Source organism: Actinokineospora sp. NBRC 105648, assembly GCF_030269645.1.
Lineage (GTDB): Bacteria > Actinomycetota > Actinomycetes > Mycobacteriales > Pseudonocardiaceae > Actinokineospora.
The window spans coordinates 293,131-317,593 of sequence record NZ_BSTR01000004.1 but is presented as its reverse complement, the minus strand read 5'-3'; the positions used below and the strand labels follow the sequence as shown (position 1 = coordinate 317,593).

At 71.0% G+C, this 24,463-nt stretch carries 28 protein-coding genes; 10 read left to right on the top strand and 18 right to left on the bottom strand.

Features of this window, described 5'->3' with window-relative positions; all coding sequences use genetic code 11:
* Positions 1-95: 95 nt before the first annotated feature.
* The 5 genes from arfB to purF all read right to left on the bottom strand — a co-directional run bounded on the left by arfB (position 96) and on the right by purF (position 4,766).
* The gene (gene arfB / locus QSK30_RS06485) at positions 96-536 is read right to left on the bottom strand and encodes an alternative ribosome rescue aminoacyl-tRNA hydrolase ArfB (RefSeq protein ID WP_285500372.1); all 441 of its coding nucleotides are present in this window, start codon (positions 534-536) and stop codon (positions 96-98) included.
* 18 nt (positions 537-554) lie between these two features.
* The gene (locus QSK30_RS06480) at positions 555-1,379 is read right to left on the bottom strand and encodes a hypothetical protein (protein WP_285500370.1); all 825 of its coding nucleotides are present in this window, start codon (positions 1,377-1,379) and stop codon (positions 555-557) included.
* On the bottom strand, positions 1,376-1,885 hold the full coding sequence (locus QSK30_RS06475; RefSeq protein WP_285500368.1) for a SigE family RNA polymerase sigma factor: 510 nt from the start codon (positions 1,883-1,885) through the stop codon (positions 1,376-1,378). The genes QSK30_RS06480 and QSK30_RS06475 overlap by 4 nt, the downstream gene beginning before the upstream one ends.
* Before the next feature lie 208 nt (positions 1,886-2,093).
* Positions 2,094-3,182 (bottom strand): phosphoribosylformylglycinamidine cyclo-ligase, encoded by a 1,089-nt coding sequence (purM, locus tag QSK30_RS06470; protein ID WP_285500366.1) that lies wholly within the window; start codon positions 3,180-3,182, stop codon positions 2,094-2,096.
* Positions 3,183-3,233: 51 nt separating this feature from the next.
* On the bottom strand, positions 3,234-4,766 hold the full coding sequence (gene purF, locus QSK30_RS06465; RefSeq protein ID WP_502871797.1) for an amidophosphoribosyltransferase: 1,533 nt from the start codon (positions 4,764-4,766) through the stop codon (positions 3,234-3,236).
* Between the two features lie 118 nt (positions 4,767-4,884).
* Here purF and QSK30_RS06460 point away from each other — a divergent pair, with 118 nt between their 5' ends.
* Positions 4,885-5,559, top strand: coding sequence for a TVP38/TMEM64 family protein (locus QSK30_RS06460; RefSeq protein ID WP_285500363.1), 675 nt, complete (start codon positions 4,885-4,887; stop codon positions 5,557-5,559).
* Here the strand turns inward: QSK30_RS06460 and QSK30_RS06455 are convergent, their stop codons facing one another.
* The 8 genes from QSK30_RS06455 to QSK30_RS06420 all read right to left on the bottom strand — a co-directional run bounded on the left by QSK30_RS06455 (position 5,560) and on the right by QSK30_RS06420 (position 12,338).
* Positions 5,560-7,161, bottom strand: coding sequence for a hypothetical protein (locus QSK30_RS06455; protein ID WP_285500361.1), 1,602 nt, complete (start codon positions 7,159-7,161; stop codon positions 5,560-5,562).
* Entirely contained in the window at positions 7,143-7,580 is a 438-nt protein-coding gene (locus tag QSK30_RS06450; RefSeq protein WP_285500359.1) for a hypothetical protein, read from the bottom strand. The genes QSK30_RS06455 and QSK30_RS06450 overlap by 19 nt, the downstream gene beginning before the upstream one ends.
* Complete coding sequence (locus QSK30_RS06445) at positions 7,577-8,866, bottom strand: hypothetical protein (RefSeq protein WP_285500357.1); 1,290 nt, start codon at positions 8,864-8,866, stop codon at positions 7,577-7,579. Before QSK30_RS06445 ends, QSK30_RS06450 begins: the two co-directional genes overlap by 4 nt.
* Complete coding sequence (locus tag QSK30_RS06440) at positions 8,866-9,177, bottom strand: hypothetical protein (protein WP_285500355.1); 312 nt, start codon at positions 9,175-9,177, stop codon at positions 8,866-8,868. Before QSK30_RS06440 ends, QSK30_RS06445 begins: the two co-directional genes overlap by 1 nt.
* A gap of 165 nt (positions 9,178-9,342) precedes the next feature.
* Positions 9,343-9,717 carry a sterol carrier family protein gene (locus tag QSK30_RS06435; RefSeq protein WP_285500354.1) on the bottom strand — a complete coding sequence of 125 codons (375 nt, stop codon included), beginning with the start codon at positions 9,715-9,717 and terminating at the stop codon, positions 9,343-9,345.
* 1 nt (position 9,718) lies between these two features.
* On the bottom strand, positions 9,719-10,531 hold the full coding sequence (locus tag QSK30_RS06430) for an ESX secretion-associated protein EspG (RefSeq protein ID WP_285500353.1): 813 nt from the start codon (positions 10,529-10,531) through the stop codon (positions 9,719-9,721).
* Positions 10,531-11,865 (bottom strand): PPE domain-containing protein, encoded by a 1,335-nt coding sequence (locus QSK30_RS06425; protein WP_285500351.1) that lies wholly within the window; start codon positions 11,863-11,865, stop codon positions 10,531-10,533. Before QSK30_RS06425 ends, QSK30_RS06430 begins: the two co-directional genes overlap by 1 nt.
* Positions 11,866-11,957: 92 nt before the next feature.
* Positions 11,958-12,338: a transcriptional regulator gene (locus QSK30_RS06420; RefSeq protein ID WP_285500349.1), complete on the bottom strand. Its 381-nt coding sequence runs from the start codon at positions 12,336-12,338 to the stop codon at positions 11,958-11,960.
* A 189-nt stretch (positions 12,339-12,527) separates the two neighbouring features.
* On the opposite strand from QSK30_RS06420, the gene QSK30_RS06415 reads away from it, so the two are divergent.
* On the top strand, positions 12,528-13,073 hold the full coding sequence (locus QSK30_RS06415; protein ID WP_285500347.1) for a type VII secretion system-associated protein: 546 nt from the start codon (positions 12,528-12,530) through the stop codon (positions 13,071-13,073).
* Between the two features lie 19 nt (positions 13,074-13,092).
* Here the strand turns inward: QSK30_RS06415 and QSK30_RS06410 are convergent, their stop codons facing one another.
* On the bottom strand, positions 13,093-13,335 hold the full coding sequence (locus tag QSK30_RS06410; RefSeq protein WP_285500345.1) for a DUF397 domain-containing protein: 243 nt from the start codon (positions 13,333-13,335) through the stop codon (positions 13,093-13,095).
* A complete protein-coding gene (locus tag QSK30_RS06405; RefSeq protein WP_285500343.1) occupies positions 13,322-14,200 on the bottom strand; it encodes a helix-turn-helix domain-containing protein in 879 nt (292 codons plus the stop codon). Before QSK30_RS06405 ends, QSK30_RS06410 begins: the two co-directional genes overlap by 14 nt.
* A gap of 104 nt (positions 14,201-14,304) precedes the next feature.
* Here QSK30_RS06405 and QSK30_RS06400 point away from each other — a divergent pair, with 104 nt between their 5' ends.
* Positions 14,305-14,643 carry a hypothetical protein gene (locus QSK30_RS06400; RefSeq protein WP_285500341.1) on the top strand — a complete coding sequence of 113 codons (339 nt, stop codon included), beginning with the start codon at positions 14,305-14,307 and terminating at the stop codon, positions 14,641-14,643.
* Between the two features lie 109 nt (positions 14,644-14,752).
* Here QSK30_RS06400 and QSK30_RS06395 read toward each other — a convergent pair whose 3' ends face one another.
* Entirely contained in the window at positions 14,753-15,352 is a 600-nt protein-coding gene (locus QSK30_RS06395; RefSeq protein WP_285500339.1) for a CGNR zinc finger domain-containing protein, read from the bottom strand.
* 60 nt (positions 15,353-15,412) lie between these two features.
* Here QSK30_RS06395 and QSK30_RS06390 point away from each other — a divergent pair, with 60 nt between their 5' ends.
* A complete protein-coding gene (locus tag QSK30_RS06390; RefSeq protein WP_285500337.1) occupies positions 15,413-15,823 on the top strand; it encodes an SRPBCC family protein in 411 nt (136 codons plus the stop codon).
* A 114-nt stretch (positions 15,824-15,937) separates the two neighbouring features.
* On the opposite strand, the gene QSK30_RS06385 is transcribed toward QSK30_RS06390, so the two are convergent.
* A complete protein-coding gene (locus QSK30_RS06385; RefSeq protein WP_285500334.1) occupies positions 15,938-18,028 on the bottom strand; it encodes a putative bifunctional diguanylate cyclase/phosphodiesterase in 2,091 nt (696 codons plus the stop codon).
* Between the two features lie 305 nt (positions 18,029-18,333).
* On the opposite strand from QSK30_RS06385, the gene QSK30_RS06380 reads away from it, so the two are divergent.
* The 6 genes from QSK30_RS06380 (at position 18,334) to QSK30_RS06355 (ending at position 23,591) form a co-directional block, all read left to right on the top strand.
* The gene (locus QSK30_RS06380) at positions 18,334-19,137 is read left to right on the top strand and encodes a lysozyme (RefSeq protein WP_502871796.1); all 804 of its coding nucleotides are present in this window, start codon (positions 18,334-18,336) and stop codon (positions 19,135-19,137) included.
* A gap of 51 nt (positions 19,138-19,188) precedes the next feature.
* Positions 19,189-20,058 (top strand): pentapeptide repeat-containing protein, encoded by an 870-nt coding sequence (locus QSK30_RS06375; RefSeq protein ID WP_352231545.1) that lies wholly within the window; start codon positions 19,189-19,191, stop codon positions 20,056-20,058.
* Between the two features lie 70 nt (positions 20,059-20,128).
* On the top strand, positions 20,129-20,647 hold the full coding sequence (locus QSK30_RS06370; RefSeq protein ID WP_285500333.1) for a WXG100 family type VII secretion target: 519 nt from the start codon (positions 20,129-20,131) through the stop codon (positions 20,645-20,647).
* Positions 20,648-21,439: an ESX secretion-associated protein EspG gene (locus QSK30_RS06365; RefSeq protein WP_285500331.1), complete on the top strand. Its 792-nt coding sequence runs from the start codon at positions 20,648-20,650 to the stop codon at positions 21,437-21,439.
* Complete coding sequence (locus tag QSK30_RS06360) at positions 21,436-22,767, top strand: alpha/beta hydrolase family protein (protein ID WP_285500329.1); 1,332 nt, start codon at positions 21,436-21,438, stop codon at positions 22,765-22,767. Before QSK30_RS06365 ends, QSK30_RS06360 begins: the two co-directional genes overlap by 4 nt.
* The gene (locus QSK30_RS06355; RefSeq protein ID WP_285500327.1) at positions 22,764-23,591 is read left to right on the top strand and encodes a hypothetical protein; all 828 of its coding nucleotides are present in this window, start codon (positions 22,764-22,766) and stop codon (positions 23,589-23,591) included. Before QSK30_RS06360 ends, QSK30_RS06355 begins: the two co-directional genes overlap by 4 nt.
* Positions 23,592-23,644: 53 nt before the next feature.
* On the opposite strand, the gene QSK30_RS06350 is transcribed toward QSK30_RS06355, so the two are convergent.
* Positions 23,645-24,463 carry a hypothetical protein gene (locus tag QSK30_RS06350; RefSeq protein WP_285500325.1) on the bottom strand — a complete coding sequence of 273 codons (819 nt, stop codon included), beginning with the start codon at positions 24,461-24,463 and terminating at the stop codon, positions 23,645-23,647.

Genomic DNA, 24,463 nt, shown 5'->3' with positions numbered 1-24,463 from the left:
CAGCGCGCGCCGGTTGGCCCGTGTTCCCGCTGTGCCCGCGCTCACTCAGCGCGTTCATCCAGTCGGCGCCGGCCGTTCACGCGGCGCGGGGGCGGCTACTCGTCGCGAGGGGACTGGCGGCCCTGTTTGGTCTGGGCGCGCCGCTTCTTGTCGGTGAGCCTGCGCTCGCGCGCCCCGCGGGACGGCTTGGTGCCGCGCCGGGACGGTGGCGGCGGCTCGGCGGCTTGCCGGAGCAGTGCGGCCAGCCGCTCACGGGCGGCGGCGCGGTTGGCCAGCTGGGCGCGGAACTCGCTCGCCGCGATGGTGACCACGCCGTCGACCAGGCGGTTCCCCAGCCGGGCGAGCATCCGGACGCGCAGGTGGTCGGCGACCGAGGGCGAGCGCTCGACGTCGAAGGACAGCTCGACCCGGCTGTCGGCGGTGTTCACGCCTTGGCCGCCGGGACCGGACGACCGGGAGAACCGCTCGCGCAGCTCGGTCGCCGGGATCACCAGCGTTCGGGACACCACCAGGTCGTCGGGCACGCCCACCAGCATGCCAACCCGGGCAAGCGATTACCGCTTCAGCCCGGGCAGGGTGGCGATGGCGACCAGCACGTCCTCGGGCAGCACCCGGGACCCGCGGTCCTCGCGCCCGCCGGAGTACTCCATCACCAGCACGGTCGTCCCGTCCGGTCGGGCGGCGAGGACCTGCGCGAGCTCCTTGTTCGACGGCACGGTCGCGACCTCCAGCCGGGTGCCGTCGGGGAGTTCCCGGTAGTCGCAGTCCGGGACGGTCTTGGGGTTGCCGCACTGGGTGATCGCGGGGCCGTCGGCGGTGGCCGCGACCTGCACGCTCAGCTGGCGGCTGCCGCGCGTGGTCACCAGCTCGGCGGCCAAGGCGCCCTGGCCGTCGAACTCGTACCAGTTCGCGGAGTCGGCGAAACCGGGCCGCAGGCCGACCCCGCTCGGCCAGGGAATCCGAGCGAACTGCATGGCGTCGGACAGGCGCGCCCGCGTCTCGTGGGGGATGGCCAGGCTGGGCAGCTCCGGCCTGTGGGTGACCGACGCCGACGTCGGCGGGGTCTTCGTGGTGACCACGACCGGTGCCTGGGTCACGGTGGACGACGGCCCGGCCGACCGGGGCGTCGGGGTCAGCTGGACGGCGGTGCGCTCCGCGGGCTGGATCTCGTCGGGCGGGTCCAGGCCGAAGGCGCCGCCCGCCAGCGCGGACGTGCCCACCACGGCGACGGCGACCGCGAGGGCCACACCACCGGCGGCGAGGGTGTGCCGCCTGCGGAGCCTGCGCTTGCCGTCGGCCAGGACAGCGGCGCGGTCGATGGTCAGCGGGGGCTCGTCGGCGAAGGCCTTGCCCAGCAGGTCGTGCAGGTCGTCGGTCATCGGGGGCCCTCCAGCAGGACGCGGCCACCGGCGAGCAGCTTGCGCAGCGTGGCCAGGCCCTTGGCGGCCTGGCTCTTGATCGTCCCCTCGCTCTTGCCGAGCGCGTGGGCGGTCTCGGCGACGGAGAGGTCCTCCCAGTAGCGGAGCACCACCACGGCCCGCTGCCCCGGGGGGAGCTGGGCGAGCGCGCGCCGGACGTCGACGGCGTCGTCGACCCCGGCGGGCGGGACGCCGACCTCGGGGAGGTACTCGACGACGTTCTCCCGGCGGCGGAAGGCGCGTCGCGAGTCGTCGATGGCGGAGCGGACCATCACCTTGCGGGCGTAGGCGTCCACCCCGTTCTCCCGGTTGAGCCGGGGCCAGGCCACGTAGATCTTCGCGAGCGTCGTCTGCACGAGGTCCTCCGCGCGGTGCCAGTCACCACCACTGAGCAGGAAGGCTGTTCTGCGCATGACGACGGCCCGGCTGTCCAGGTACTCCCCGAACTCCGCGTCGCGGTCGGGCACCTCGGCACCTCCCTCGGTCAGCCAGTGGTACGGGCCGCCTCCGGTTCAGGTTGCCTCATCGCCAAATCAGCCCGGGAGTTCAACGATCGGATAGTTCACATGTTCTCCGTGTGAACAGTTCAATCGTTGAACAATCCTACGTGTGAAAGATCCCCTTGTTCACCGGGTGAACAAGGGGATCTTTGAGCGATCGCGAACGCGGGGAGGGCTAGAAGCGCGGGTGGTCGCCCCGCAGCTCGGCGCGCGGGGCGTCGGCGTCCTCGGCGGGGCGGACCTCGCCCAGGATCCACGACGGCACGTGCCGGGCGGTGAGCACGGCCAGCGCGCGGTCGACGTCCTCGGGCGCGACCACCGCGACCATGCCGACACCCATGTTGAACGTCCGCTCCATCTCGACCCGGTCGACCCGGCCGCGCTGGGCGATCAGCGAGAACACCGGCTGCGGGCTCCACGTGCCCCGGTCCAGCTGGGCGTGCAGGCCGTGCGGGATCACCCGGGCCAGGTTCGCCGCCAAGCCGCCGCCGGTGATGTGGGCGAAGGTGCGGACCTCGGTCTCGGCGATCAGCGCCAGGCAGTCCTTGGCGTAGATCCGGGTCGGCTCCAGCATCTCCTCGCCCAGCGTCCGCCCGAACTCCTCGACGTGGCCCGACAGCGGGATGCGGGCGATCTGCAGCAGCACGTGCCGGGCGAGGGAGTAACCGTTGGAGTGCAGCCCCGAGGACGCCATGCCGATCAGCACGTCACCGGGGCGCACCCGGTCCGGGCCGAGCACCTGGTCGGCCTCGACCACGCCGACGCCGGTGGCCGACAGGTCGTAGGCGCCGTCGGACATCAGCCCGGGGTGCTCCGCGGTCTCGCCGCCGAGCAGGGCGCAGCCCGCTTGGACGCAGCCCTCGGCGATGCCCTTGACCAGGGCCGCGATCTTGTCCGGCTCGACCTTGCCGACGGCGATGTAGTCCTGCAGGAACAGCGGCTCGGCCCCGCAGACGACCAGGTCGTCGACGACCATGGCGACCAGGTCGACGCCGACCGTGTCGTGGATGTCCAGGGCCTGCGCGACGGCGATCTTGGTGCCGACGCCGTCGGTCGAGGACGCCAGCACCGGTTCCTTCCACCGGTCCAGCCGCAGCTTGAACAGTCCCGCGAACCCGCCGATGCCGCCCAGCACCTCGGGCCGGTTGGCCTTGGCGGCCCACGGCTTGAGCTTCTCGACGGCCTCGTCGCCCGCCTCGATGCTCACCCCCGCCGCGGCGTAGGTGGCGTTGGCGGTGGACTCGGATGAGCTGGTCTCAGTCATGGCTCGAATCAGGTCGGAGGGTCCCGGAGGGGCTGGTCACGGACGGGCTGGTCACGGACGGCGGAGCGCGTCCTCGGCACCGTACCCGGCGGAGTGCACCGGTTCGGCGGAGCCGGTGACGCCCTTGGCCAGCCCCTCGAGCAGGTGCTTGCCGATGAGCGCGTCCTCGGGCAGCGGGATCGGGTACTCGCCGTCGAAGCAGGCGGAGCAGAGCCGGGTGCGGGGCTGCTCGGTGGCGGCGACCAGCGCCTCCAGCGAGACGTAGCCCAGCGTGTCGGCGCCGATGGAGCGGCGGATGCCGTCCAGGTCGAGGCCGTTGGCGATCAGCTCCGCGCGGGAGGCGAAGTCGATGCCGTAGAAGCACGGCCAGCGCACCGGCGGCGACGCGATGCGCACGTGCACCTCAAGCGCGCCCGCCTCGCGCAGCATCCGGACCAGGGCGCGCTGGGTGTTGCCGCGCACCACCGAGTCGTCGACCACGACGAGCCGCTTGCCGCGGATGACGTCGCGCAGCGGGTTGAGCTTGAGCCGGATGCCGAGCTGGCGGATGGTCTGCGACGGCTGGATGAAGGTGCGGCCGACGTAGGCGTTCTTGACCAGCGCGGTGCCGTACGGGATGCCGCTGGCCTGGGCGTAGCCGATGGCCGCGGGCGTGCCGGACTCGGGCACCGGGATGACCAGGTCGGCCTCGGCCGGGAACTCGCCCGCCAGCTTGCGGCCGATCTCGACCCGGGTGGCGTGCACGCCGCGGCCGGCGATCGTGGTGTCCGGGCGGGCCAGGTAGACGTACTCGAAGACGCAGCCCTTGGGCTCGGGGTTGGCGAAGCGGCTGGACCGCAGGCCCTCTGCGTCGATGGCGATCAGCTCGCCCGGCTCGACCTCGCGGACGAACGACGCGCCGACGATGTCCAGCGCGGCGGTCTCGCTGGCCACCACCCAGCCGCGCTCGAGCCTGCCCAGGACCAGCGGGCGCACCCCGTGCGGGTCGCGGGCGGCGTAGAGGGTCGACTCGTCGGAGAAGGTGAGGCAGTAGGCGCCGCGCACGGTGGGCAGCAGCTCCATCGCGGCCTGCTCGATGCCCTTGTCGGCCGCGCCCGCGGCGAGCAGGCCCGCGAGCAGGTCGGAGTCGGTGGTGGCGCCGGAGCGGCCGATCACACCGAGGGCCTTGGCGCGGTCGCGCAGCTCGGCGGTGTTGACCAGGTTGCCGTTGTGGCCGAGGGCCAGACCGCTGCCGGTGGCCGTGGTCCGGAACGTCGGCTGGGCGTTCTCCCAGGTGGTCGACCCGGTGGTGGAATAGCGGCAGTGCCCGACGGCGACGTGGCCGCGCAGCGAGACGAGGACCTGCTCGTCGAAGACCTGGCTGACGAGCCCGAGGTCCTTGAACACGACGATCTGGTTACCGTCCGCGACGGAGATGCCAGCCGCTTCCTGCCCACGGTGTTGGAGCGCGTACAGACCGTAGTAGGTGAGCTTCGCCACTTCCTCACCTGGGGCCCAGACCCCGAACACTCCGCATTCTTCGCGGGGTTCGGCTTCTGGCTGGTCGGAGTGCGGAAAAAGGCCAGTTGACAACTGGTCGGCCACCGATGCGCTCCCTGGGATGGAGTGAGGCTGCACCCAAGTGTAAGTGCTGCTCCGGGCGGCACCCGCCATCCGATGGTGGGGCGCGTCACCCGCGGGGCGTTGCCATTACCGTGGTCGGGTGGCCGGACGTACCGCGTGGTTGATCCTTCTGGGTGCCCTCGTCGCCGTGGTGGCGGTGGGTTCGCTGATCCCGATCCCGAGCCCGGTCGAGGTGCGCACCTGGGCGGCGGGCGCGGGCTGGGCGACGCCGGTGCTGTTCCTGGTGCTCTACGCGCTGCTGACCATCCCGCCGATCCCGCGCACGGTGTTCAACCTGTCGGCGGGCCTCCTGCTGGGCGGCCCGTGGGGCGTCGTGGTGTCGATGGCCGCGACGGCGGTGGCAGCGACGGTGGCGTTCTACCTGGCGCGGGGCCTCGGCAGGCGCTGGATCGAACCCCACCTCGAGCGCGGCGTGGTCCGCGCGGTCAACGCCCGCCTGTCCACCGGCGGCCTGGCCGCGGTGACCTCACTGCGACTGGTGCCGATGGTCCCCTTCGCACCGATGAACTACGCGTGTGGACTGTCCACGATCAACTTCCGGCCGTACCTGCTGGGCACGATCATCGGCAGCCTCCCGGGCACCACGGCCGCGGTGGTCCTGGGCGACGCCCTGACCGGCACGACCCCGCCCGCCCTGCTCGCGGTCTACGGCGTCCTGGCGGTGATCGGCGCGGTGGGCTTGGTGGTCGTGCTGCGCCGCAACCGCCCAGCGCCGGAGCACGCGGCGGTCTCGGCCGCCCCGCCCCGGAGTTGATCAGGCTGGTTTGCGGACGAGTCCGGTGTAGGCGGCGACGGCGAGGGTGGCCAACGCCCAGACGATGGCTTGCAGCGCCCAGATCGCGTAGGTGAACGCCTGGCCCCAGCGGGTGTCGGTGGCCAGGTCGCAGCGGGCGCGCAGGCCGGTGGCGCCCAGCGGGAGGCCGCGGTCGATGCCCAACCCGATGAGTTCGGCGGTGGAACACGCCGTCCCCGGCCCGGTGCTCGGGGCGGTGGCGGGCAGGACCCGTTCGGCGGCGAGGTGACCGGGCCGGGTCGTTACCTGCCCGGCCAGGTACCCGAGGGCCCCGGCGACGGTGAGGGTGAGCACCAAGGCGGTTACCAGGCGGTGGGCGCGGTACCCGTAGCGCCCGACCACTCCCCAGAGCCGGTGCCGCCAGCGCGCCAGGGTTCCGCCGAGGGCTTCGGGGGCGCGACGGCGTAGGTCGTCCTGCTGGGTGATGAGGATCTGCCGGGCGTTGTTGTCGTGGCCCGAGATCCGCTCGACGCCCGCGAGTTGTTGGTAGGGCTGCGGCGCGTACTTGGGGGTGTGGTGCACGAGCAGGTGCAACCACTCCCGCCACGACACCCGGTCCAACCGGGCGAACTCCAGGCCATGCACGAACACCTGCCGCTGACCAGCCGCGCAGTCACCCGACCGAACGGCGACGCTGCCCTCCGGGCACACCACGGGCGCGGGCATGGTCAGGATGCCGTCCACCCGCGCCTCGCTCAGCACCAGCAGTGGACCCGATTCGTTGACCACCTGAACCCCGGCGAGATTCACCTGGCCGCCGATCTGGGCGCCGAGCAGCCGCACAGCGCCCAACTCACCCGCACCGAGCACAGTGGCGCCCGCCAACAACAGGCTGCCGTCGGTGCGCATCCGGTCGACGCACAGCGCAGGTCCGGCGCTGTTGACGACCGTGGCTCCCTCGAAGTCGCACTGGCCACTGATCTGGACGCCGATCAACTGCGCAGCACTCGACTTGCCGGCCCCGCGCAGGATCACGCCCTCCGCCAACAGGCTGCCGCCGGTGCGCATCCGGTCCGCGCACAGGGCGGGTCCGGTGTCGTTCACGATCGTGGCGCGCTCGAAGTCGCACTGACCGCCGATGTGAGCGCCGATCAACCGCACAGCGCCCAACTCGCCCGCACCACGCAGAGTGGCACCTTCCAGGGACAGCCGGTCGTCGGTGCGCAGGCCGTCGGCGGTCAACCCCGACAGCGAACTCCCGCGCAGGTCAACCCATTGCAACCGGGCCGAGCAGCAGGTGAACCCCTGTGGCAGCGCGCACCTGGTGAGGGCGAAGCCCACGACAGCGGTGACGTGTTCCAGGTCCAGTTGCCCGAGGATCCGCACACCCCGCACCCGCAGCCCGTGGGGGTCCAGCTCACCGTGGCGGCCGATGAGCAGTTCGCGGATCAGCTCGGCCCGCACGCAGAGCCCGGCATCCTCGGTGGACGCGAGTTCCGCCACGCCCACCGAGGTTCTGGGCTCAGCCCACACGCCACGGCGGGCGGCGTCGACCACTTGCTGTTCCAGCGGGCTCATCTCGCTCAGGGACTCACCCGCGCCGGTCACGTCGTGAAGAGCCAAAGGTGCACGGTCGCGGTGATCGGGTCGGTCTCGTCCACCGCCAGCTGCCTGGTGATCGTGCGGCCGCCGACCTGGTGGGTATCCTCGCCCGCGCGCACGGACTTCCCGGCGGCGAGGTCGAATCCCTTGACGGAGTCCTGGAACGGCCCCGCGTCCGGGGTGAGCGGCACGGTGAAACCCGAGTCGGACAACAACTCCGGGACGTCGACCGCCGGTAGGCCCACGACGACCCGGTAGAGCTCGTCGATGCCCGCCTCGTTCTCCACCCCCAGCACGCGGCCGGACGGTGGGAGGCTGATCCCGCCGAACCGCAGTGCTTCCTCGGGTGCGGCGGGCTGGGTCATCCTGTCCTCCTGCGGTGCTGGGGTCGAGCAGGCCGTCATCGCGCAGATCGCGATCACCAGGGCGAGCAGCCTCACCGCCGGGACCGGCCCGGGTCGCCGCGCTGGCCGTCGCGGTTGTCGGGTGGGGGTGGGAGTTCGCCGGCGGCCGGGACGGGGCCGGTGTAGTGCTTGACGCCGCCGGTGCCGGAGATGTCGTACTCCTGCGCCACGCCCGCCCGGTGCATCTCGGCCATCGACTCGTCGGTGATGGTGATGGGGCCGATGGTGGTGGACTTGCCGCCGTCCCAGTTGTAGCGGTCGAAGACGTGGGTCTGGTACTGCACGTCCACGCGCGGCTCTCCTCCCGGGTGGTCCGGCGGGTGCACGGTGGCCACGCCGGTCACGGCGTACTGGACACCACCCATCGCGTAGAACCAGTCCTGGCTCGCGCTCTTGGTGATGTAGTGGCCTTTCCAGCCGGTGCTGAACTGTACCGGCTTGCCGTAGGTCCCGTTGGCGGCGGCTTCGGCGGCGAGCCTGCGCATCTCGGCCGCGGTGGTCTTGTCCACCTGGGTGCGGAAACCGCTGACGTCGCGGGTCATCTCGTCCGGGTTGACCGTCATCGGGTCGCCGCTGTTGCCGAGGTAGTGCCGCAGGTTCGCCGCCGCGTGGGTCATGCCGAGGGTCTCGGCGCCGTCCGCCGCGGTACCCGCGAGTCCGTGCATCAACCGGTCGTCGGCGGTCGTGTACCAGGGGTCGACGCCGTGCTTGCCCGCGCCCGCGTCGGTGGGCGGTTTCGGTGGTGCGCCTGGGATCCCCAGCGGCTCACCGGCTTTCGCTGCGTCGGCGAGGGTGGTGGCGCCGCCGTCGCTGATCTTGCCTTGCGCGACCTGGTCGAGCACGCCGGCGAGCGTGCCGTCGATGTCGTTGGCGTAGCGCATGATCTGCCCGACGCGGTCGACCAGCTCGGTCCTGATCCGGTTCCGCTCCGCCTGCACCGCTTCCCGTTGGTTGGCGGGTGTCTCCGGCGGCGGCCCGTGGTCGACGACGGAACCGCTGTGGTCGATGGCGAAGCGGTGGGCGCTCGCCACGCCTTCGGTGTCGGACACCAGGTTCCGCAGCTCGATGACGCGGTCGGCCGCCACCATCAGCGCCGACCGGGCGGCGTTCACGCCCGCGACGAGGTGTTCCATCCGATCGGTGACCCGGCCGCGCTCGGCCATCGCCCCGTCCGCCGCGAGACCGTGCCAGCCCGCGGGCTTGGCCGAGGCGTCGAGCTCGTCGGCGAGTCCGAGTAGGCTGTCCGACCGCGCCTTGAGCTGCTGCTCCGCCTCGTCGAGCGGACCCGACTGCCAGGTGCGCACCTCGCCGTAGGTGGGCATCAGAAGAACCTCGACCCCGGCCAGGACAGCGTCAGGTTCTCCTTGGCCTCCTGCTCGTTCTTCTCGTAGCGGCCCGCCGCCCCGGACATGTTGTCCCCCAGGGCAATCGCGGAATTGCTCCACTCCCGCACCTGGGTGCGCCAAGCCTGCGACAGCGCTGACGCCGAGGCCGCGCTCCGGCTCCCCGCCAGCGCGCCCGGCACGCCCGCGACGGTCCCGGCGAGGTCGACCACCGCCGCCTGTTCACCCGCGCTGCGCACCGCCCCGGCCGACTTGCGCAGCGCGGCGATCACCACCCCGTATCCGGACACCCAACCTCCAGGTCGCGCCAGCGTGACGGCCCCACCCTAGGCAGCCCCGTACGGCACACGGCCGGATTGCCGGCAGCTCACTCGATCGGGGGACAACAGCTGATCGGGGACAACCGGGTGCCAGTAGCCCAGGTGCCAGTAGCCCAGGTAGCAGTAGCCCGGGTGTCAGTAGCGCAGCATCGGCAGCAGGCTCGACAGGTCGGCGCGGGAGCCGGACGCCGTCACCCGGCCGTCGCCCACAGCCGTCGCCCACGGCAGCGCGCCGGTGATCAGTTCCAGCCACGTCCGGGGGTCGGTCTCCACAACATTGGGTGGAGTTCCACGGGTGTGCCGGGGACCGTCGATGCACTGGACCGCCGCGAACGGCGGCACCCGGACCTCGACGGTGTGGCCGGGGACGTCGTTCTCCAGTGTGCGCAAGCTAAGCCGCACGGCGGCGGCCAACACCGGGCGAGCGGGCTGCGGGCCACCGTCGAGCCAGGGCAGGACGGCGGCGACGGCCTCGCGGAGTTCTCGTGGGTCAACGGGTTTGCGCGGCAAGCTAGTCCTCGGTGCCCCGGACCACGTCGGCGAGGACGTCCTCGACCTGCTGCACGAGCCGCCGGTTGTCGGCGGGGGAGATGGTGGTCCACAGGGTCTTGTCCGGTGCCGCCCGGCGGACCTGCACGTAGCGGCCGTGCTCGGTGTCGAAGAACGACACCACGCGGTCGGCGCGGACGCGGCGGTCCAGGCGGTCGCGGGCGGCGGCGCCGAAGTTGCCGGTGCCCAGCACATCGGTGATCATCTCGGTGAGCGCGGTGGCGTCCTCGGCCCGGACCCCGCGCGACCGCAGGGCGTTCTCGAACCCCTTCTGGGTGCCCTCGGCCGCCGCTGCGGCGGACTCGAAGTCGTTGGTGCGCAAGGTGATCGACTGGCCGGGGCCCGCGTTCACCACCGGCAGCACGCCGACCGCGGCCGCGGGCAGGCCGGCGGGCGAGGTGCGGCTCAGCCGGATCGTGCCGTCGTCGCTGAGCACGGCCAGCGCGCCGTCGTTCTCGCCGAGCGCGCACGCCAGCAGCCGGACGCCGCGCCCGATCCAGGTGCGGCCGTCGACCTCGCGGTCGGGCCGGGCCAGGATCGCGAACAGGTGCTCGATCTCCGGGTGCACGTCGACCTTGCGACCGAGACCACGCGCCTCGAGACCGGCCCAGACGCGGTCGGTCAGCGCGGCGCGCTCCTCGTAGGTCTTGCCCGGCGAGGGCACCTTGACCACCAGCGGCATGGTGCCCGGCGCCAGGTGTTCCCAGAGCACGTCGAACTCCAGCGCGGAGAGCGAGACCGGTTCGCTGGCCACCTCGACCGCCCCGAACGGCATCACTCGTCCGCGCCGAGGACGGCCTGCGAGACCGCGCGGTCGTCGCCGAAGACGTCGTCGGTCTCGACCAGGTAGCTGGCGGTCTCGTACTCCTCCTCGTCGGACTCCTGGCCCGAACGGGTGCCCGCGCCACCGGCGCCGACCCCGCCACGGCCGGTGGCCGAGGCGCCGGAACGGGTGCCCATCACGTTCTCGCCGCCACCGCCGAGCGCACCCGCGCCCGACATGCCGCCGCGACCGACCTGGCCGCGGTTGCCCTCGGCCCCCGCGGTCGCGCCGGAGCCGCCGGGCGAGCCCGCGCCGGTGCCCAGACCGCCCCTGGCGCCCGTGGAACCGCCGCCGCGCAAGCCTTCGGCGCTGTTGACACCGCCGGAGAGCTGACCGGAGAAGCCGCCGACACCGTTGGCGGTGAACTGCCCGCCACCACCCGGACCACCGGTGCCGGTGGGCGTGTTGGTGGTGATCGGGTCGAACTTGATCGGCGCCTTGGCCCCGCCCTCGAACGGCGTGAAACCTGAAGGTGTGGTGCCGCCCGCGAGCGGCGTGTAGCCGGTGGGCGACGGGTGACCGCCGGTGGTCACAGTCGGCACGAAGTGGCTACCACCGGTGCCCGCCGGGGCGACATGGTTGTTACCACCGGTGACGGTGACGTGCGAGGTGGAGAAGTTGGCGGCCGAGGTGCCGGTGTTGCCGTGCGCGCCGGAGAAGTTCGCGCCGTAGGTGCCAACTTCGTAGCCGACCCCGCCCGAGGGCGGCGGGGTGGAGACGACGACGTCCGGCGGCGGCACGAAGGTGCCGAGCGTGTCGGTGTTGAACTGGCTGCTCGACTGGTAGGACTCCATCGTGTCGACGGCCTTCTGCGAGGCCTCGTCCTGCGCGGACTCCTGCGCCTCGTGGTCCTGCGCCTGACCGGCGACCACGGCCGCGGGTCCGGGGTTGCCGGTGAGCAGCGCGGCGCCCGCGGCGAGCTTGTCCCAGCCGGAGGGGGCCGGAGTGGTGACCTTGACCGGCTCGGGCATCTCGGACCGGGCCCGGGCGATCATGTCGGCCTGGAACTCGGTGGACGCGCGCATGCCGGTGGCGCCGGTCTGGGCGTCGGTGGCCCAGGCCTGCAGCGGGGTGAGACCGGCGTGGGCCTGGTCGGCGGCGCCGCCCTCCCAGCTGGCCTGCAGGGTGGCGAGCTTGGCGTTGAGCTCGGCGTCGATGTCGGCCAGCTCGGCGTTGAGCGCGTCCCAGTACTCGGTCTGCGGCGTCGACGCGGCCGGGCCGGGCCCGCCGTTGATCATCTTGTGCAGGGTGGGGTGGTCGTACCCGCACCACCGGTGCATTGCCATAACTGATCACCCTCGGGTAGGTGCTGTGCCGGACAAGCTCTACAAGCTCTGCAGGACGAGCGGGACGTGACTGACGTGCTGGTGCGGGCCGGTCAGCCCTGGTGGGTCTTGCCCCACATCGCCGAGTTCGTGCCCTCGGTCAGCTGGTAGCCGCGTTCGGCCTCGGCGAGCGCGTCGATCGCCTTCTGCAGCTGGTCCTGGTAGCCGCGCAGGCAGGTGATCGCGGAGTCGGCGGCGCCACCGTTGGTGCGCCGGACGAAGTCGGTGGCGGTCTCGCCGCTCACCGGGTCGTCGGCCCAGCGGGGGACCTGGAGGCCGTCGAGCGCGGTGACCTTCTCGGATACCCGGGCGTGCGCCGCGCGGAAGGCGGCGAGCGCGCCGGGGATGGCGGACGGCTCGACCCGCAGGGTCTGGGTTCCGGCGAAGGCGGGTTCCGGTGCGGAACTCCCCCCGCCGCCATCGGCTAGAAACACCGTTCGACTCCCCTGGTCCTGTGCTTTTGTGACGACTCTAGCTCCGATGGGCGACAACGCGGAACGGTTCCGGGGTATTGCCCGATCACGTGGGGATTCTTGGACGTGAGCACTGCGGAGCAGTTCGGTTACCCAAGGTGAGCGGCGGGCCCTAGGATGCCGTCACCGTCTCGTGACAGGGAGCCGTCGATGGAGCGTCCGGAGATCACCCTCGACATGCGGGCCAGCGCCCGGTCGAACCCGAACAGCTGGTTGTACGTGATCGACCCGGAGTTCGGGCCGCACGACGAGCTGCCCCCGTGGGCGGTGGTGGGGGCGTACCCGGTGGACGAGCGGGGTGACATCGGTGACGGCTTTCGGGCCAATGATGACTACCGCCCGTCACCAACGGCACTGCGGATGCCGGTGGCGACCAACCGGTTGGAGAAGGCGATCCAGCTGATCTTCACCAGGCACCTGGAACAGCAGGAGTTGCTCCCGGAGTTGCTGGCGGCGGAATTGTTGATCTTCGCGAGGTCGTCAGGGGATCGGGAGGTGACCGGCTTCCGCAACCGCGACGGACGCGTGATGGTGCCGGTGTGCACCTCGCCCGCGCACGTGCCGCCCGCGTGGCCGGGGTGGCGAGAGGTACGCGGACGAGACGTGGCACGGATGTTGCACGGGCACCCGCTGGTGGTGAACCCGAGCGGACCGATCACGGCGGTCGTTCCCGCGGCGGACCTGGCGCGGGTGTAGCGGGTGGGTTGAGGGTGGGTTAGAGGGAGGTCAGGAAGGAGCGCCAGTCGGGGGTGGGGAAGGAGAGGAGTGGGCTGTCGACCTGCTTGGAGTCCCGCACAGCCACCCCGGTGGCGCTGGGACCGACCTCGACACAAGCGCCACTGCCCGCGCTGAAACTGCTCTTCCGCCACCCCACCTCTACACATCCGCCGTTGCCAGCACTGAAACTGCTCTTGCGCCAGACGATCCTGTCCAGGACGTCCGGCTCAGGCCCGCTCATCGTTGTCCTCCCGATCGGCATAGAGCTCGGTTGCCAGGTTGGCAATCAGCTCCCTCGATTGTTGCTCACCCAGCGCCGTGACAGCTAGCTCGGCGAGGATCGCCCGGTAGGCCTCGATCTCTGCGGCCTGCTCCATGAACAAGCATGAGGTCTCGCTCTCGATATAGGCCACCGGCTTGTGGCGCCCTTTGAACTCCATCAGCTCGAAGGTGCCGGCAGTGCCGGCGTGAGCGCCGAAGTCTGCGGGCACGATCCGGATCGAGATGTGGTTGCGCACCGACTGCCTCAGTAGCTCGTGCAGTTGGCCGGACATCACTTCGGCGCCTCCCACCGGCAGGCGGAGAACGAACTCGTGGAGGTAGAAGGTGCAGCTCACCGCCCTGTCACGCTTCAGCTTCTGCTGCCGCGCAAGCCGAGCGATCACCCGCTCTTCGATCTCATCGCGCGGGACGTTGACGATGCGTTGGATGACCGCCTTGGCGTAGTCGGCTGTTTGCAGCAAACCTGGGACCAAGATCGGCTCGAACTGAGCAATTGCCTCGGCTTGCTCTTCGTGATCCATGAGAGTGCGGAGTTGCTTGGGTAGCCGGGATCCGTATTGCTGGAACCAGCTCTTCGTGTCCCGCTCCTTGCACAAGCCCAGCAAGCGTTCACCCTCTTCGCCCGCCACGCCGCAGACGCCGAGGAACATCGCGACATCCACCTCGGACACGCCTCGCGTGCCCTGGAACATCCGCGACACCTTGCTCTCCGACCAGTCCAGCACCCTGGCGATCTGCTTGCCGTTGAGACCCGCCCCCACCATCGCCGCGCGCAGTCCCTCGCCCAGTTCGCGACTGCGGATTGTGGGCTCCCTGTAGTCCATGTGACACTGATACCGATGGACCGTCGGGCAAGGGGAAATTGCCACCCGATCGGGCTAATGTTTTCCGCTAGCTTGACCGTCGGGACCCCATTTGGGTTGTTGTCATGACCCAGATGCAGATCGACTCCCCGAACCCCGTCCTCGTCGCCTCGCAAGACTACGTACGCAATTTGTTGCTGGAGCGCGTCGAGGCGGTCGAGTACTGGGTGGAGGACCGGACCACGTGGGTCGAGAGCGAGGTCGAGGTGCTCCGCGCGCTCGTGATCGAGTTCAGCCAGACCGTGCGGGACATGATCGTCGCGCACACCACCGGCGACGAGGACCACACCGACACCTGCGGTGGCGAGTGGCCGTGCCCGACGGTGACCCGGCTGTTCCTGATGATCACCAAGCCGGACGGCCAGTTCACCCCCGCACGGTCCGACGCCGACGATCAGTCCTGACCGACCCCTTGACCCAACTCTCGACGGACCTCTTCGGCCGAACTCTCGCCTGCCCCCTCGCCCCGCCCACTTCCCGGCCGACGTCTCGCCCTGTTTCCAACCTCTCGCCCTACCCCTGACCGATCTCCGGACCGGCCGGGGCCCGAAAGTTATTGATCTTGTTGCGGTTCCCGCAGCGCTGCATGGAGCACCAGCGGCGGTTGCCCGGTCTTGAGGTGTCCTCGAAGACCAAGTGGCAATCCCCGGCCGCGCACTCGCGGATCCGCGATCGGCGACCCGTGCTCAGGATATCCAGCGCGTCCCGGGCGAGGGCGCCGAGCACCTGGGTTCCGGTGACCGGGCCCACCCACTCGCGGGCGCCGGTGTCTGGATCTACGCGGGGGCGGGGTGGGGATTCCGCCGCCTGGTTGAGGATTTCGATGTGCGACCCCACCGGCTCCTCACCGCGGGCCACCGCGACCAGCACATCCCACAGGGCGTCTCGGACGTGTTTGACCCGGGCGAGCTCCGCCGGGCGGATCCGCAGGTCCGTGAGCGGCGCCATGCCCCCGAGCATCGAGTCCGCCAGCCAGGTGCGCAGGTCGGCGGGCTCGTGCAGCACCTCCCACCTCTCATACCGGCCCGGGCCGCCGCTGAGCAGGAGTTCGACCGCCGGGCTGCCCGGGTCGAAGGTGTATCGCGTGCCGGTAGGGCTGGTGAGGACCCGCATGTAACCACTATAGTCGGTGTCATCTACCGGTTAAAGCGGTTACAGCGGGAGGGTGCGCGGATGGTGGGTCAAACCAAAGACGTGGGGTGGAACATCGGCGTCTCCAAGACGCTCCCGTACGCCCTGGAACACCTGTGGCGCTTCATCTCCAGCCCCGAGGGCACCGCCATCTGGCTCGGTGCGGGCGCCGACCTCCAGCCCGAGAAGGGCTCCCGCTACACCACCGCCGACGGCACGACTGGCGAAGTCCGCAGCTACCACGAGAACGACCGCGTCCGCCTCACCTGGCGCCCGGCGGACTGGGACCACGACACCACTGTCCAAGTAGCACTGTCTACAAAGGGCGCCAACACCACCCTGCGGTTCCACCAGGAATGGCTCGCTGACGCCGAAGAACGCGCCCGGCAACGCGACCACTGGCGCGCCGTGCTGGACCGTGTGATCGCCGCCTTGCCCCAGCCGACCCAGTGAACCGCCCCGAACGAATTGACCGAACCGACCACCGAGCCCGACCCGCGGTGAATCGGCGGGCTCGACGAATGTGACCGCCCGATGACGCAGTCGCAGCGGTGAGCCGCCTGCCGGTCAGACCTCCAGCCAGCGCTCGATCTCTTCGGGCCGGCCCGGTTTGGCGAACAACCAGCCCTGCGCGCTGTCACAACCGATGGCGCGCAACTGCTCCGCCTGCCCCGGGTCCTCGACGCCCTCGGCGATCACCTCGTGCCCGAGCGCGTGCGACAGGGCCACCAGCGTCGTCACGATCTGAGCGTCGGCCGGATCGGCCTCGGCCCCGTCGCGCAGGCCCTCCATGAACGAGCCCGCCAGCTTGATCGCGTGCACCGGCAGGTGCCGCAGGTAGGCCAGGTTCGAGTACCCGGTGCCGAAGTCGTCGATCGCGATCCGGATGCCCAGGTCCGCCAGGTCGTGCAGCGCCTGCAGCGGGCCGCCGGTGGTGCCCATGATGGCGCTCTCGGTCAGCTCCAGCTGGATGCTCGACGGCGGCAGGTTGGCCGCCTTGATGATCGTCGCCACGTCCGCGACCAGGTTCGGCTCCTCGGTCTGGCGGGCCGCCAGGTTGACGCTCACCAGCGGCGCCCGGCTCCCGTACGCGTCGTGCCAGCGGCGGGCCTGCCGGGTCGCCTCGCGGAGCACCCACCGTCCCAAGGGGACGATCAACCCGGTCTCCTCGGCCAGCCCGATGAACTGGTCGGGCCCCAGTCTGCCGAACTCCGGGTGCGCCCAGCGGACCAGCGCCTCCACCCCGACCAGCTTGCTGTCGCTGAGCCGCACGATCGGCTGGTAGTCCACATAGAACTCTTCGCTCTCCACCGCGGCGGGCATCCGCGCCGAGAGCGTGAACCGGGCTACCTCGCGGGCGTTGCGCTCGGGATCGTAACCGGCCCAACGGTTCTTGCCGTCCGCCTTGGCCCAGTACAGCGTCACGTCCGCGTCCCGCATGGTCTCGGCCGGGGTGGCGCCGACCACGGCGCGCTCCACCAGGCCGATGCTCGCCGAGACCGAGAGCCGGTGGCCGCCGATCGGCACCGGTTCGGCCAGCGCGGCCAGGATCTTCTCGGCCAGGGCCACCAGCTCGTCGGGGCCCGCGCTGCGCTCGATCAGCACGACGAACTCGTCGCCGCCCATCCGGGCGACCATCCGCCCGGGGGCGGTGACCAGGTCGTCGAGCCGGGCGGCCACCGCGACCAGCAGGTCGTCGCCGATGTCGTGGCCCAGGCTGTCGTTGATGACCTTGAAGCCGTCCAGGTCCAGGTAGCAGACGCCCACCCGGGTGTCGCCGCCGCAGGCGAACGCGGCGCTGAGCCGCTCGGTGAACAGCGCCCGGTTGCCCAGGCCGGTGAGCGGGTCGTGGTTGGCCTGGTGCCGCAGCCGGTCCTCGAGCAGGTGCCGCTCGGTGATGTCCTCGAACATGCCCACCAGGTACTGCGGGACCCCCGTCTCGTCCCGGACCAGCGACACCGACAGGTCGGTCCACAGCGGGGTGCCGTCGGACCGGCGCAGCAGCCGCTCCATCCGGTAGTGGTCGCGCTCGCCCACGCTCATCTCCAGCAGCGGCTGGTGCATGGCGGCGGGCTCGTTCGGGAAGCGGAGCGCGTTGACGTTCATGCCGCGCATGTGCCGGACCTGGTAGCCGAGCATGGTGGCGAGCGCGGTGTTGACCTCGACCAGCACGCCGCGCGCGTCGGCGATGGCGATGCCGACGGCGGCCTGGTCGAACATCGCGCGGAACCGGGCCTCGCTGGCGAGCAGGGCCGACTCGGCGCCGCGGCGGGCGTCGAGGGCGGCCCGCCGGATGGCCTCCTGGTCGCGGAAGATCTTGTACTGCATCGCGGTGGCGAACCCGTTGGCGAACGCGCCCTGCACCGCGGGCAGCCGCTCGGCCTTGAGGTCCGGGGTGTCGACCACGCGCAGCAGCTCCTCGCCGATCAGCTGCAGCGAGGTGGCCAGCGCGCGCGAGGCGGTGAGCCGGAGCGCGACCAGGCCGGCGCCGACACCCTCGACCGGCACCGGGTTGAACCGGGGCGAGCGCAGGGCGGCGAGCAGCACCTCCGTGTATTCGCGCACCTGGTCGACGAGCCCACGGTGGTCCATGGCCACGTAGCCGGTTTCGGTGAGCACAGTGGCCCACATGCGCGCGAACGCGTCGGGTCCGCCCACCCGCTCTCCTTCCCCGATGTCCACGCAAAGTCTCGCCTGTTCAACGCCAGGTAGCCAGCCCGGATGCGTGTTTGCGGCCGGAGAAGTCCTCAGTTGACATAGCGCAGCCGGTTGGTCACGCGCAGGTGTCGGCCGTGGGGGACTTCCCGACCACAGCGGAAGTCGTTACCCCAGATCACCCCCGATCTAGTGAGGAATTCACGCAACAGCGTGACAAATTGATGGTTATCCGATCACAATCGACACACGAGCGGCTACCCCCTGTACAGGCTCCCGATCATCCGGGCACTCGGAAAGGGCGACCCATGCACTCCACAGCTCACTGCGCCAGACCCGTCCTGACGACCGTCCTCACGGTCCTGTCGACCGCCTTCCTCGCCGCCCCGGCGAGCGCGTCCGAGCGGGCCGACCGGATCATGAACCACGAGTTGGGCTCGCAGATCCGACTGCACGAGGGTGCTGAGCGCGGGCCGGTCCCGATAGCCCCGGCCGCCACGGTGTCCGGCATGGATGTGGCCAGTTACCAGGGGAACGTCAACTGGGCCTCTTGGTGGAACCAGGGCAAACGGTTCGCTTACGTTAAGGCGACCGAGGGCACCTCTTACACCAATCCGTACTTCGCCCAGCAGTACAACGGCTCGTACAGCGTGGGCATGGTGCGCGGCGCGTACCACTTCGCGCTGCCCGACAAGTCCTCCGGCGCGGCGCAGGCGAACTACTTCGTGAGCAACGGGGGCGGGTGGTCGCGCGACGGTAAGACGCTGCCGGGCGTCGCCGACCTTGAGTACAACCCCTACGGCCCGACTTGCTACGGCAAGACCCAGCCGGACATGGCTGCCTGGATCCGCGAGTTCGCGGGCACCTACCGCGCCCGCACGGGCCGCGACGCCGTCTTCTACACAAGCACCAACTGGTGGTCGCAGTGCGTGGGCACCGCGCAGACGTTCTCCGGCACCAACCCCCTCTGGGTCGCCCGCTACTCCTCGACCGTGGGCACCCTCCCGAACAACTGGCCGGTGTGGACGTTCTGGCAGTACACCTCCACCCCGCTCGACCAGGACTACTTCAACGGCACTCCCGACCGGCTCAGGGTCCTGGCCACCGGCTGACCCGCCCGCCGCGCCCAGGGGTGCCGCCCCGGGTGCGGTAGGTTCCGGCCGGTGAGCCTGGCCTTCCTGATCACCGGACTCGTCTTCCTCGTCGCGGGTGTCATCGTCGGCATCGTCTCGGTGATCCGCAAGCCCAAGGACCGGCTGTGGCTGGCCGTGGCGCTCTTGACCTCCATCGGTCTGCTGGGCGCGGTGGCCGGGTGGCTGCTGACCGAGCCCAACGCCAACCGCGGCGAAGCGCTCAAGACCGGTGGTCTTGCCGGCGGCGCGGTGATCGCGCTCTACGCGCTCTGGCTCAACGACCGCAGGCGCCGGGTAGAGGAGCGCCGCCAAGAGTTGGAGAACACCCGCACGGACCTCGACCGCGAACGGGTGGCCGACGAGCGGTTCGCCAAGGCCGTCGAGCTCTTGGGCAACGATGCCGCTCAGGTCCGGGTAGGCGCGTTGCACGTTCTCACCGGTCTCGCGCGGGCACGTCCGTACTACACGCAGACCGTCTTGGACGTCCTGTGCTCTTACCTGCGCGCCCCCGTCGAAGACGGGGACTACCAGGTGCGCAAGACCGCGCAACGGCTCATCTCAGACCTCTTGGCACCCGCGGGCCAAGAGCCGCACTACGACCTGGACCTGACCGGCGCCGAACTGGAGTACTTCGACCTCTCCGGGCGGTCGATCGGCGAGTTGACCATGCGCTACGCGCGTTTGCACAGCTCGAACGCGTTGTGGGGATCGCAGGTGTACGGCGACGCGTGGCTCACCGGCATGGTCAACGACGGCATCCTGCACATGCACGACACCGTGTTCCACCGCCGGGCGTGGTTCAGCGGGGTGATCTTCCGCGGGCCGCTGCGCGTCCAGCGGACCGAGTTCCGCGGCGAGAGCAAGTTCAGCGGCGCCCGGTTCCACGATTGGGTCCGGTGACCGTGGAACCGGAACCGGCCGGGTGCCGTCAAAAGCTGCCGTGACGGTGGCCCGCTAGCTGGGGGTGGAGATGGCGTTCTACGGCGATCCCGACGAGCTCGACCGGCTGGCCGGTCAGATCGAGCAGCGGGCCGACGAGGTGCGCAAGCACGGCGCGGACATGGACAAGCAGGCGCGCGCGATGCGCTGGAAGTCCATCGCCGCCGAGCGCTGCCGGGAGACCGTGGCGGGCGACCGCAAGACCCTCGACGGCACCGCGACCAAGCTCGACGAGGCCGCCGCGCTGCTGCGGCAGCACGCCCAGCAGGTGCGCGAGCTGATCGCGGCGATCAAGCGGATCGCCGAGGCCGTGGTCAACTGGTTCAACAACGCGATCGACCGGTTCAACCAGGCCGTGGACCGGTTCAACAAGGCGGTCTCGGACATGGTCGACTCGGTCGGCAGCGCGCTGGGCTTCGGCGGCGACTCCCCGCAGCCGCCGCGGCCGCCGTGGGAGGGCTGGAAGTACCAGCCGCACAGCCTCCCGGCCGCCGGGGACAAGCAGTGGCTCGAGGTCGGGCAGTACATGCAGGCGCAAGGAGTCGCGTAGATGACGTCCACCGTTCCCGCCGCGCACCGGATCGCGCTGACCGCGGCCGAATACGCCTACCTGGTCGCTGACCTGGGGCTGAGCATGCCGCCGGACTGGGCGCCCGCCCCCGACATCGCCGACGTGGGTGACCTCGCGGCCAAGCGTGTGCTGGTCGACGGTGACGTGCACCCGTCGATCGCGGCGAACCTGCGGGTGGTCGCCGGACCGCGGCTGATGGTCGACACCACTGCCACCGCGGGCTCGCGCGGGTCGCGCAGCCTGCACGTGGTGGCCGGTGAGCTGGGCGCGTCGCTGTTCCTGCTGCCCGACGCCGGGGTGGAGCTCTCGCTGTTCGCCGCGGTCGAGCTGGGCCGCGAGCTGGTGCGCGCGGTGCCCGCCGAGGAAGCCGGGATCGGCTCCGCGCTCGACGGCGACGACGACCAGGAGCCGCTGCGCGGCGTGGTCCCGCTGGCGGCGCTGCACGAGCTGGGCGTGGCCGACCTGCTGCGCGAGGCCGACCCGGAGGCGCCGGGGTACGTGCTGGCCGAGCTGAAGCTGCCCAAGGCGGAGGCGGAGCTGGCGCTCGACGTCGTCCGGCGCACCGACGGCGTGCTGCGCGTCCTGGTCACCGCGGTGGTCGGCGGCGAGGTGCGCAACGCGCAGCTGACCTGGCTGCACAGCGACACCGGCTGGATCGGCATCCAGCCCGCGGCCAGCGGCGCGGGCCGCAGGCTGGTCGAACTGGTGCCGGTCGAGCGGGCCGATCTCGGGGTCTGGGTGGCCCCCTACGTGGCGGAGGCGTTGGCATGACCGGGCCTGGAGTGAGCAACCTCAGCGTCGCCGGTGGCGCAGGCGGCAGCGAGGCGTTCTACGAGGACCTCGCCGCGATGGGCGTGCTGACCGACGACGTGGCCGGGGAGACCCTGGGCATCGCGGTGACCAGCCACAAGTACCTCGCCGACCCCGACCTGCTGGCGTCGGCGATCTTGAACCCGGTGGGCGCGGCGCGCTTCGAGGGGGCGATGCTCGGCGCGCTGGACGGCCCGAGCGGGCTCACCGCGACCTCGGCGGCGATCGGGCTGCGCGGGCTGACGCTGCGCGCGACCAACCAGGCGTACCAGTTCGCCGACGACCTCAACGCCAAGGCGCTGGAGGCGTCCCGGTGGCTGGCGGGCGTGGCCGTGGTGACCCCGCCGGGGGCGGCGGTGGCAGCCGGGACAGTCGCCGCGATCGGCGCGGACATCGCGTTCAACTACGACGGCGACTGGCAGAAGTGGCTGGTCGAGCACCCCGGGATGATCGACACCGTGCTGGGCATGACGCCCGGTGCGCTCAGCGCGCTCGGGCTGCCCACCGACCTGGCGACGCTCACCGACCTGGTCGCCGCCGCCTACCCCGACGGCGACCCCCGGCTCAGCGACCTGGGGCTCGACCGCGACCCGATCGCGGTGGACCCGCCGTCGAACCTGGGTGAGCTGTTCAACGGCCTGGACCACCGCAACGGCACCGACGCCAACATCGACATCCGCGCGGTCACGCAGCCCGACGGGTCGGTCGCCTACATCGTCGACATCCCGGGCACCAAGGTGTGGAACCTGCCGGGGCAGGACGGCGGCAGCGCCAACGACTTCGGCACCAACGTCGACGCGATCGCGGGCAACCCGACGGTGCTGCAGGAGGGCATCCAGCAGGCACTGCGCGACGCCGGGGTGCCCAAGGACGCGCCGCTGATGCTGGTGGGCCACAGCCAGGGCGGCATCGTCGCGGCGCGGTCGGTCGACCCGCTGCTGGCCGACGGCTACAACGTCACGCACGTGGTGACGGCGGGGTCGCCGGTGGGCGGGATCGAGGTGCCCGAGCGGGTGCAGATGCTGTCGCTGGAGAACAACGGCGACATCGTGCCGCACCTGGACGCGGCGGAGAACCCGGCGAGCGACAACCGCACCACGGTGAAGTTCGACAACCAGAGCGGCACCATCGGCGGCAACCACGCCATCAACGGCAACTACACCGAGGCGGCCCGACAGCTCGACGGCAGCACGGACCCGTCGGTGGTGCGGTTCCGCGACAGCGCCGGGATCTTCTTCAGCGGCGTGTCGGTGGAGACCCACCAGTACAAAGTGGAGCGCCAGAAGTGAGACTGCTACTGGGCTTGCTGGCGGTTCTGCTGGTGGCGGGCTGCGCGGAGTCCAGGCCCGCACCGGTGCCGCCCGCGGTCAGCGAGGTGGTCACGGAACTGCTGGCGGCGGTCGACCCGACGGTGAAACCGGCCTTCCAGGCGGCCACCTGCGGCAGCGTCATGGACGACCCGGACGCGAGCAACGTGGTCGTCTGGGCCGACGCCACGCTGCCGAGCGGGTCGGCGACCAAGCTGCGCGCGAAGGCGGTCAAGCTGGGTTGGCAGCCGCAGGAAGCGGCCGGTTTCGACGTCTTCCTGATCGGGCCCTACAAGACGCGGGTGGCGTTGCGCGGGGACAAGGTGCGGGCCGAGCAGGCCGAGTGCTCGGTGGCCGAGCGCGGCCAAGAGCTGGCCGTCGACGTGCGGCCGGACCTGTCAGACGCGCAGGCGGCGGCGGTGTCGAGGAGCTTCAAGCCCGCCGTGGTCGCCGCGGATGACGTGTATTCGGCGCTGCGGCAGGAAAAGCCGTTCAAGACGTACCCGGCTTCCGGGGACGTCCGCGACGCACCGGGGGCCACTTTGTCCACCTGCCCCCAGAAACCAGCGGGCGTGAGCTGGTACGCGGCATCGAGTACGCACCTACCCATAGGCATGGACAGCGCGGCGGCGAAGGCGGCGGTGGCCGCAGCGCTGGGCGCCGACTGGCAGGTGGACAAACGCCCAGCGCAACCCGACTACCTCAAAGCCCGGCAGGGCAACGGCACCGAGCTGACGATGACCTTCAAGGCGGGTGGCCAAATCGACCTCACCCTGGAGAACAAGGCCTGCGTGCCAGTGCGCTAGTGGTGTGTCACGCGACGTCGGCTGGGTAATGAGTGACGTTCCGCGACGAGCCACTAGTCCATCGGCGGGCAGGGGTTGGTCGGCCGACCGCGGGGTGCCCACGCGTTGATCGTCCAGTCGACGCAGTAGTCCTTGCTCACCGCGGACTTGGCGGTGGTGCGGAACGGTCGGCCAGCATCGTCCACAACGGACTCGCCGCGCTGGTCTCCGGAGGTCCAGACCAGGCGTAGCCGCCACTCGACGTCCTCGGTGGTGCTGCGGGCGGAGATCTCCAGCTGCTCCGGGTCGGTCTCGCTCACCGTGAAGGGGAAGCTGGGCGCCGGGATGTCCTCGCCGCCGCTCTTGCCCGCTGTTCCCACTGCCGCGGGGGCGGGTTTGGCGAGGTCGACCTCGAAGGTGCGCGGGGTGAGGTCGCCGCCGCACGGGGTCGGCAGGAAGACGCCGATCATGGCCGGGTGACGCGCCACGACATCCACCCGCATCTCTTGCAGCACAACGGTTTTCTCTTGATCGCCCTGCACGGTGACGACCACGATGCCCTTGTCGGCCTGCACCGCTCCCGGCGGCCGATTGGCCGGGCCACCGGTGAGCGGCACCGGTTGGTCCGTGTCGGGCACCACCCAGCCACCCGCGCACGAGCCGGAGGTCACTTGGGCGATCACGCTGACCGACTGGCGCGGCTCCGGTCGCAAGGCGAAGTAGAGGGCCGCCGCCGTGCCGAGCACGACGACGGCCCCCAGCGCCGCGAGCCTGGTGCGGGTGGACCAGCGGGCGGTGGTCACCGTGATGTTGCCGATGACCCGCCCGGCCTGGACGACGTTGCGCGCGTCGCCGTGGTGGACGACGCGCGCTTCCTCGTCCTCAGTGGACAC

Coding starts and splice junctions, on each gene's coding strand:
- arfB (WP_285500372.1), bottom strand. CDS start 536: ATGCTGGTGGGCGTGCCCGACGACCTGGTGGTGTCCCGAACGCTGGTG.
- QSK30_RS06480 (WP_285500370.1), bottom strand. CDS start 1,379: ATGACCGACGACCTGCACGACCTGCTGGGCAAGGCCTTCGCCGACGAG.
- purM (WP_285500366.1), bottom strand. CDS start 3,182: ATGACTGAGACCAGCTCATCCGAGTCCACCGCCAACGCCACCTACGCC.
- QSK30_RS06445 (WP_285500357.1), bottom strand. CDS start 8,866: ATGCCCACCTACGGCGAGGTGCGCACCTGGCAGTCGGGTCCGCTCGAC.
- QSK30_RS06430 (WP_285500353.1), bottom strand. CDS start 10,531: ATGCCGTTCGGGGCGGTCGAGGTGGCCAGCGAACCGGTCTCGCTCTCC.
- QSK30_RS06425 (WP_285500351.1), bottom strand. CDS start 11,865: ATGGCAATGCACCGGTGGTGCGGGTACGACCACCCCACCCTGCACAAG.
- QSK30_RS06415 (WP_285500347.1), top strand. CDS start 12,528: ATGGAGCGTCCGGAGATCACCCTCGACATGCGGGCCAGCGCCCGGTCG.
- QSK30_RS06410 (WP_285500345.1), bottom strand. CDS start 13,335: ATGAGCGGGCCTGAGCCGGACGTCCTGGACAGGATCGTCTGGCGCAAG.
- QSK30_RS06405 (WP_285500343.1), bottom strand. CDS start 14,200: ATGGACTACAGGGAGCCCACAATCCGCAGTCGCGAACTGGGCGAGGGA.
- QSK30_RS06400 (WP_285500341.1), top strand. CDS start 14,305: ATGACCCAGATGCAGATCGACTCCCCGAACCCCGTCCTCGTCGCCTCG.
- QSK30_RS06395 (WP_285500339.1), bottom strand. CDS start 15,352: ATGCGGGTCCTCACCAGCCCTACCGGCACGCGATACACCTTCGACCCG.
- QSK30_RS06390 (WP_285500337.1), top strand. CDS start 15,413: ATGGTGGGTCAAACCAAAGACGTGGGGTGGAACATCGGCGTCTCCAAG.
- QSK30_RS06380 (WP_502871796.1), top strand. CDS start 18,334: ATGCACTCCACAGCTCACTGCGCCAGACCCGTCCTGACGACCGTCCTC.
- QSK30_RS06370 (WP_285500333.1), top strand. CDS start 20,129: ATGGCGTTCTACGGCGATCCCGACGAGCTCGACCGGCTGGCCGGTCAG.
- QSK30_RS06365 (WP_285500331.1), top strand. CDS start 20,648: ATGACGTCCACCGTTCCCGCCGCGCACCGGATCGCGCTGACCGCGGCC.
- QSK30_RS06360 (WP_285500329.1), top strand. CDS start 21,436: ATGACCGGGCCTGGAGTGAGCAACCTCAGCGTCGCCGGTGGCGCAGGC.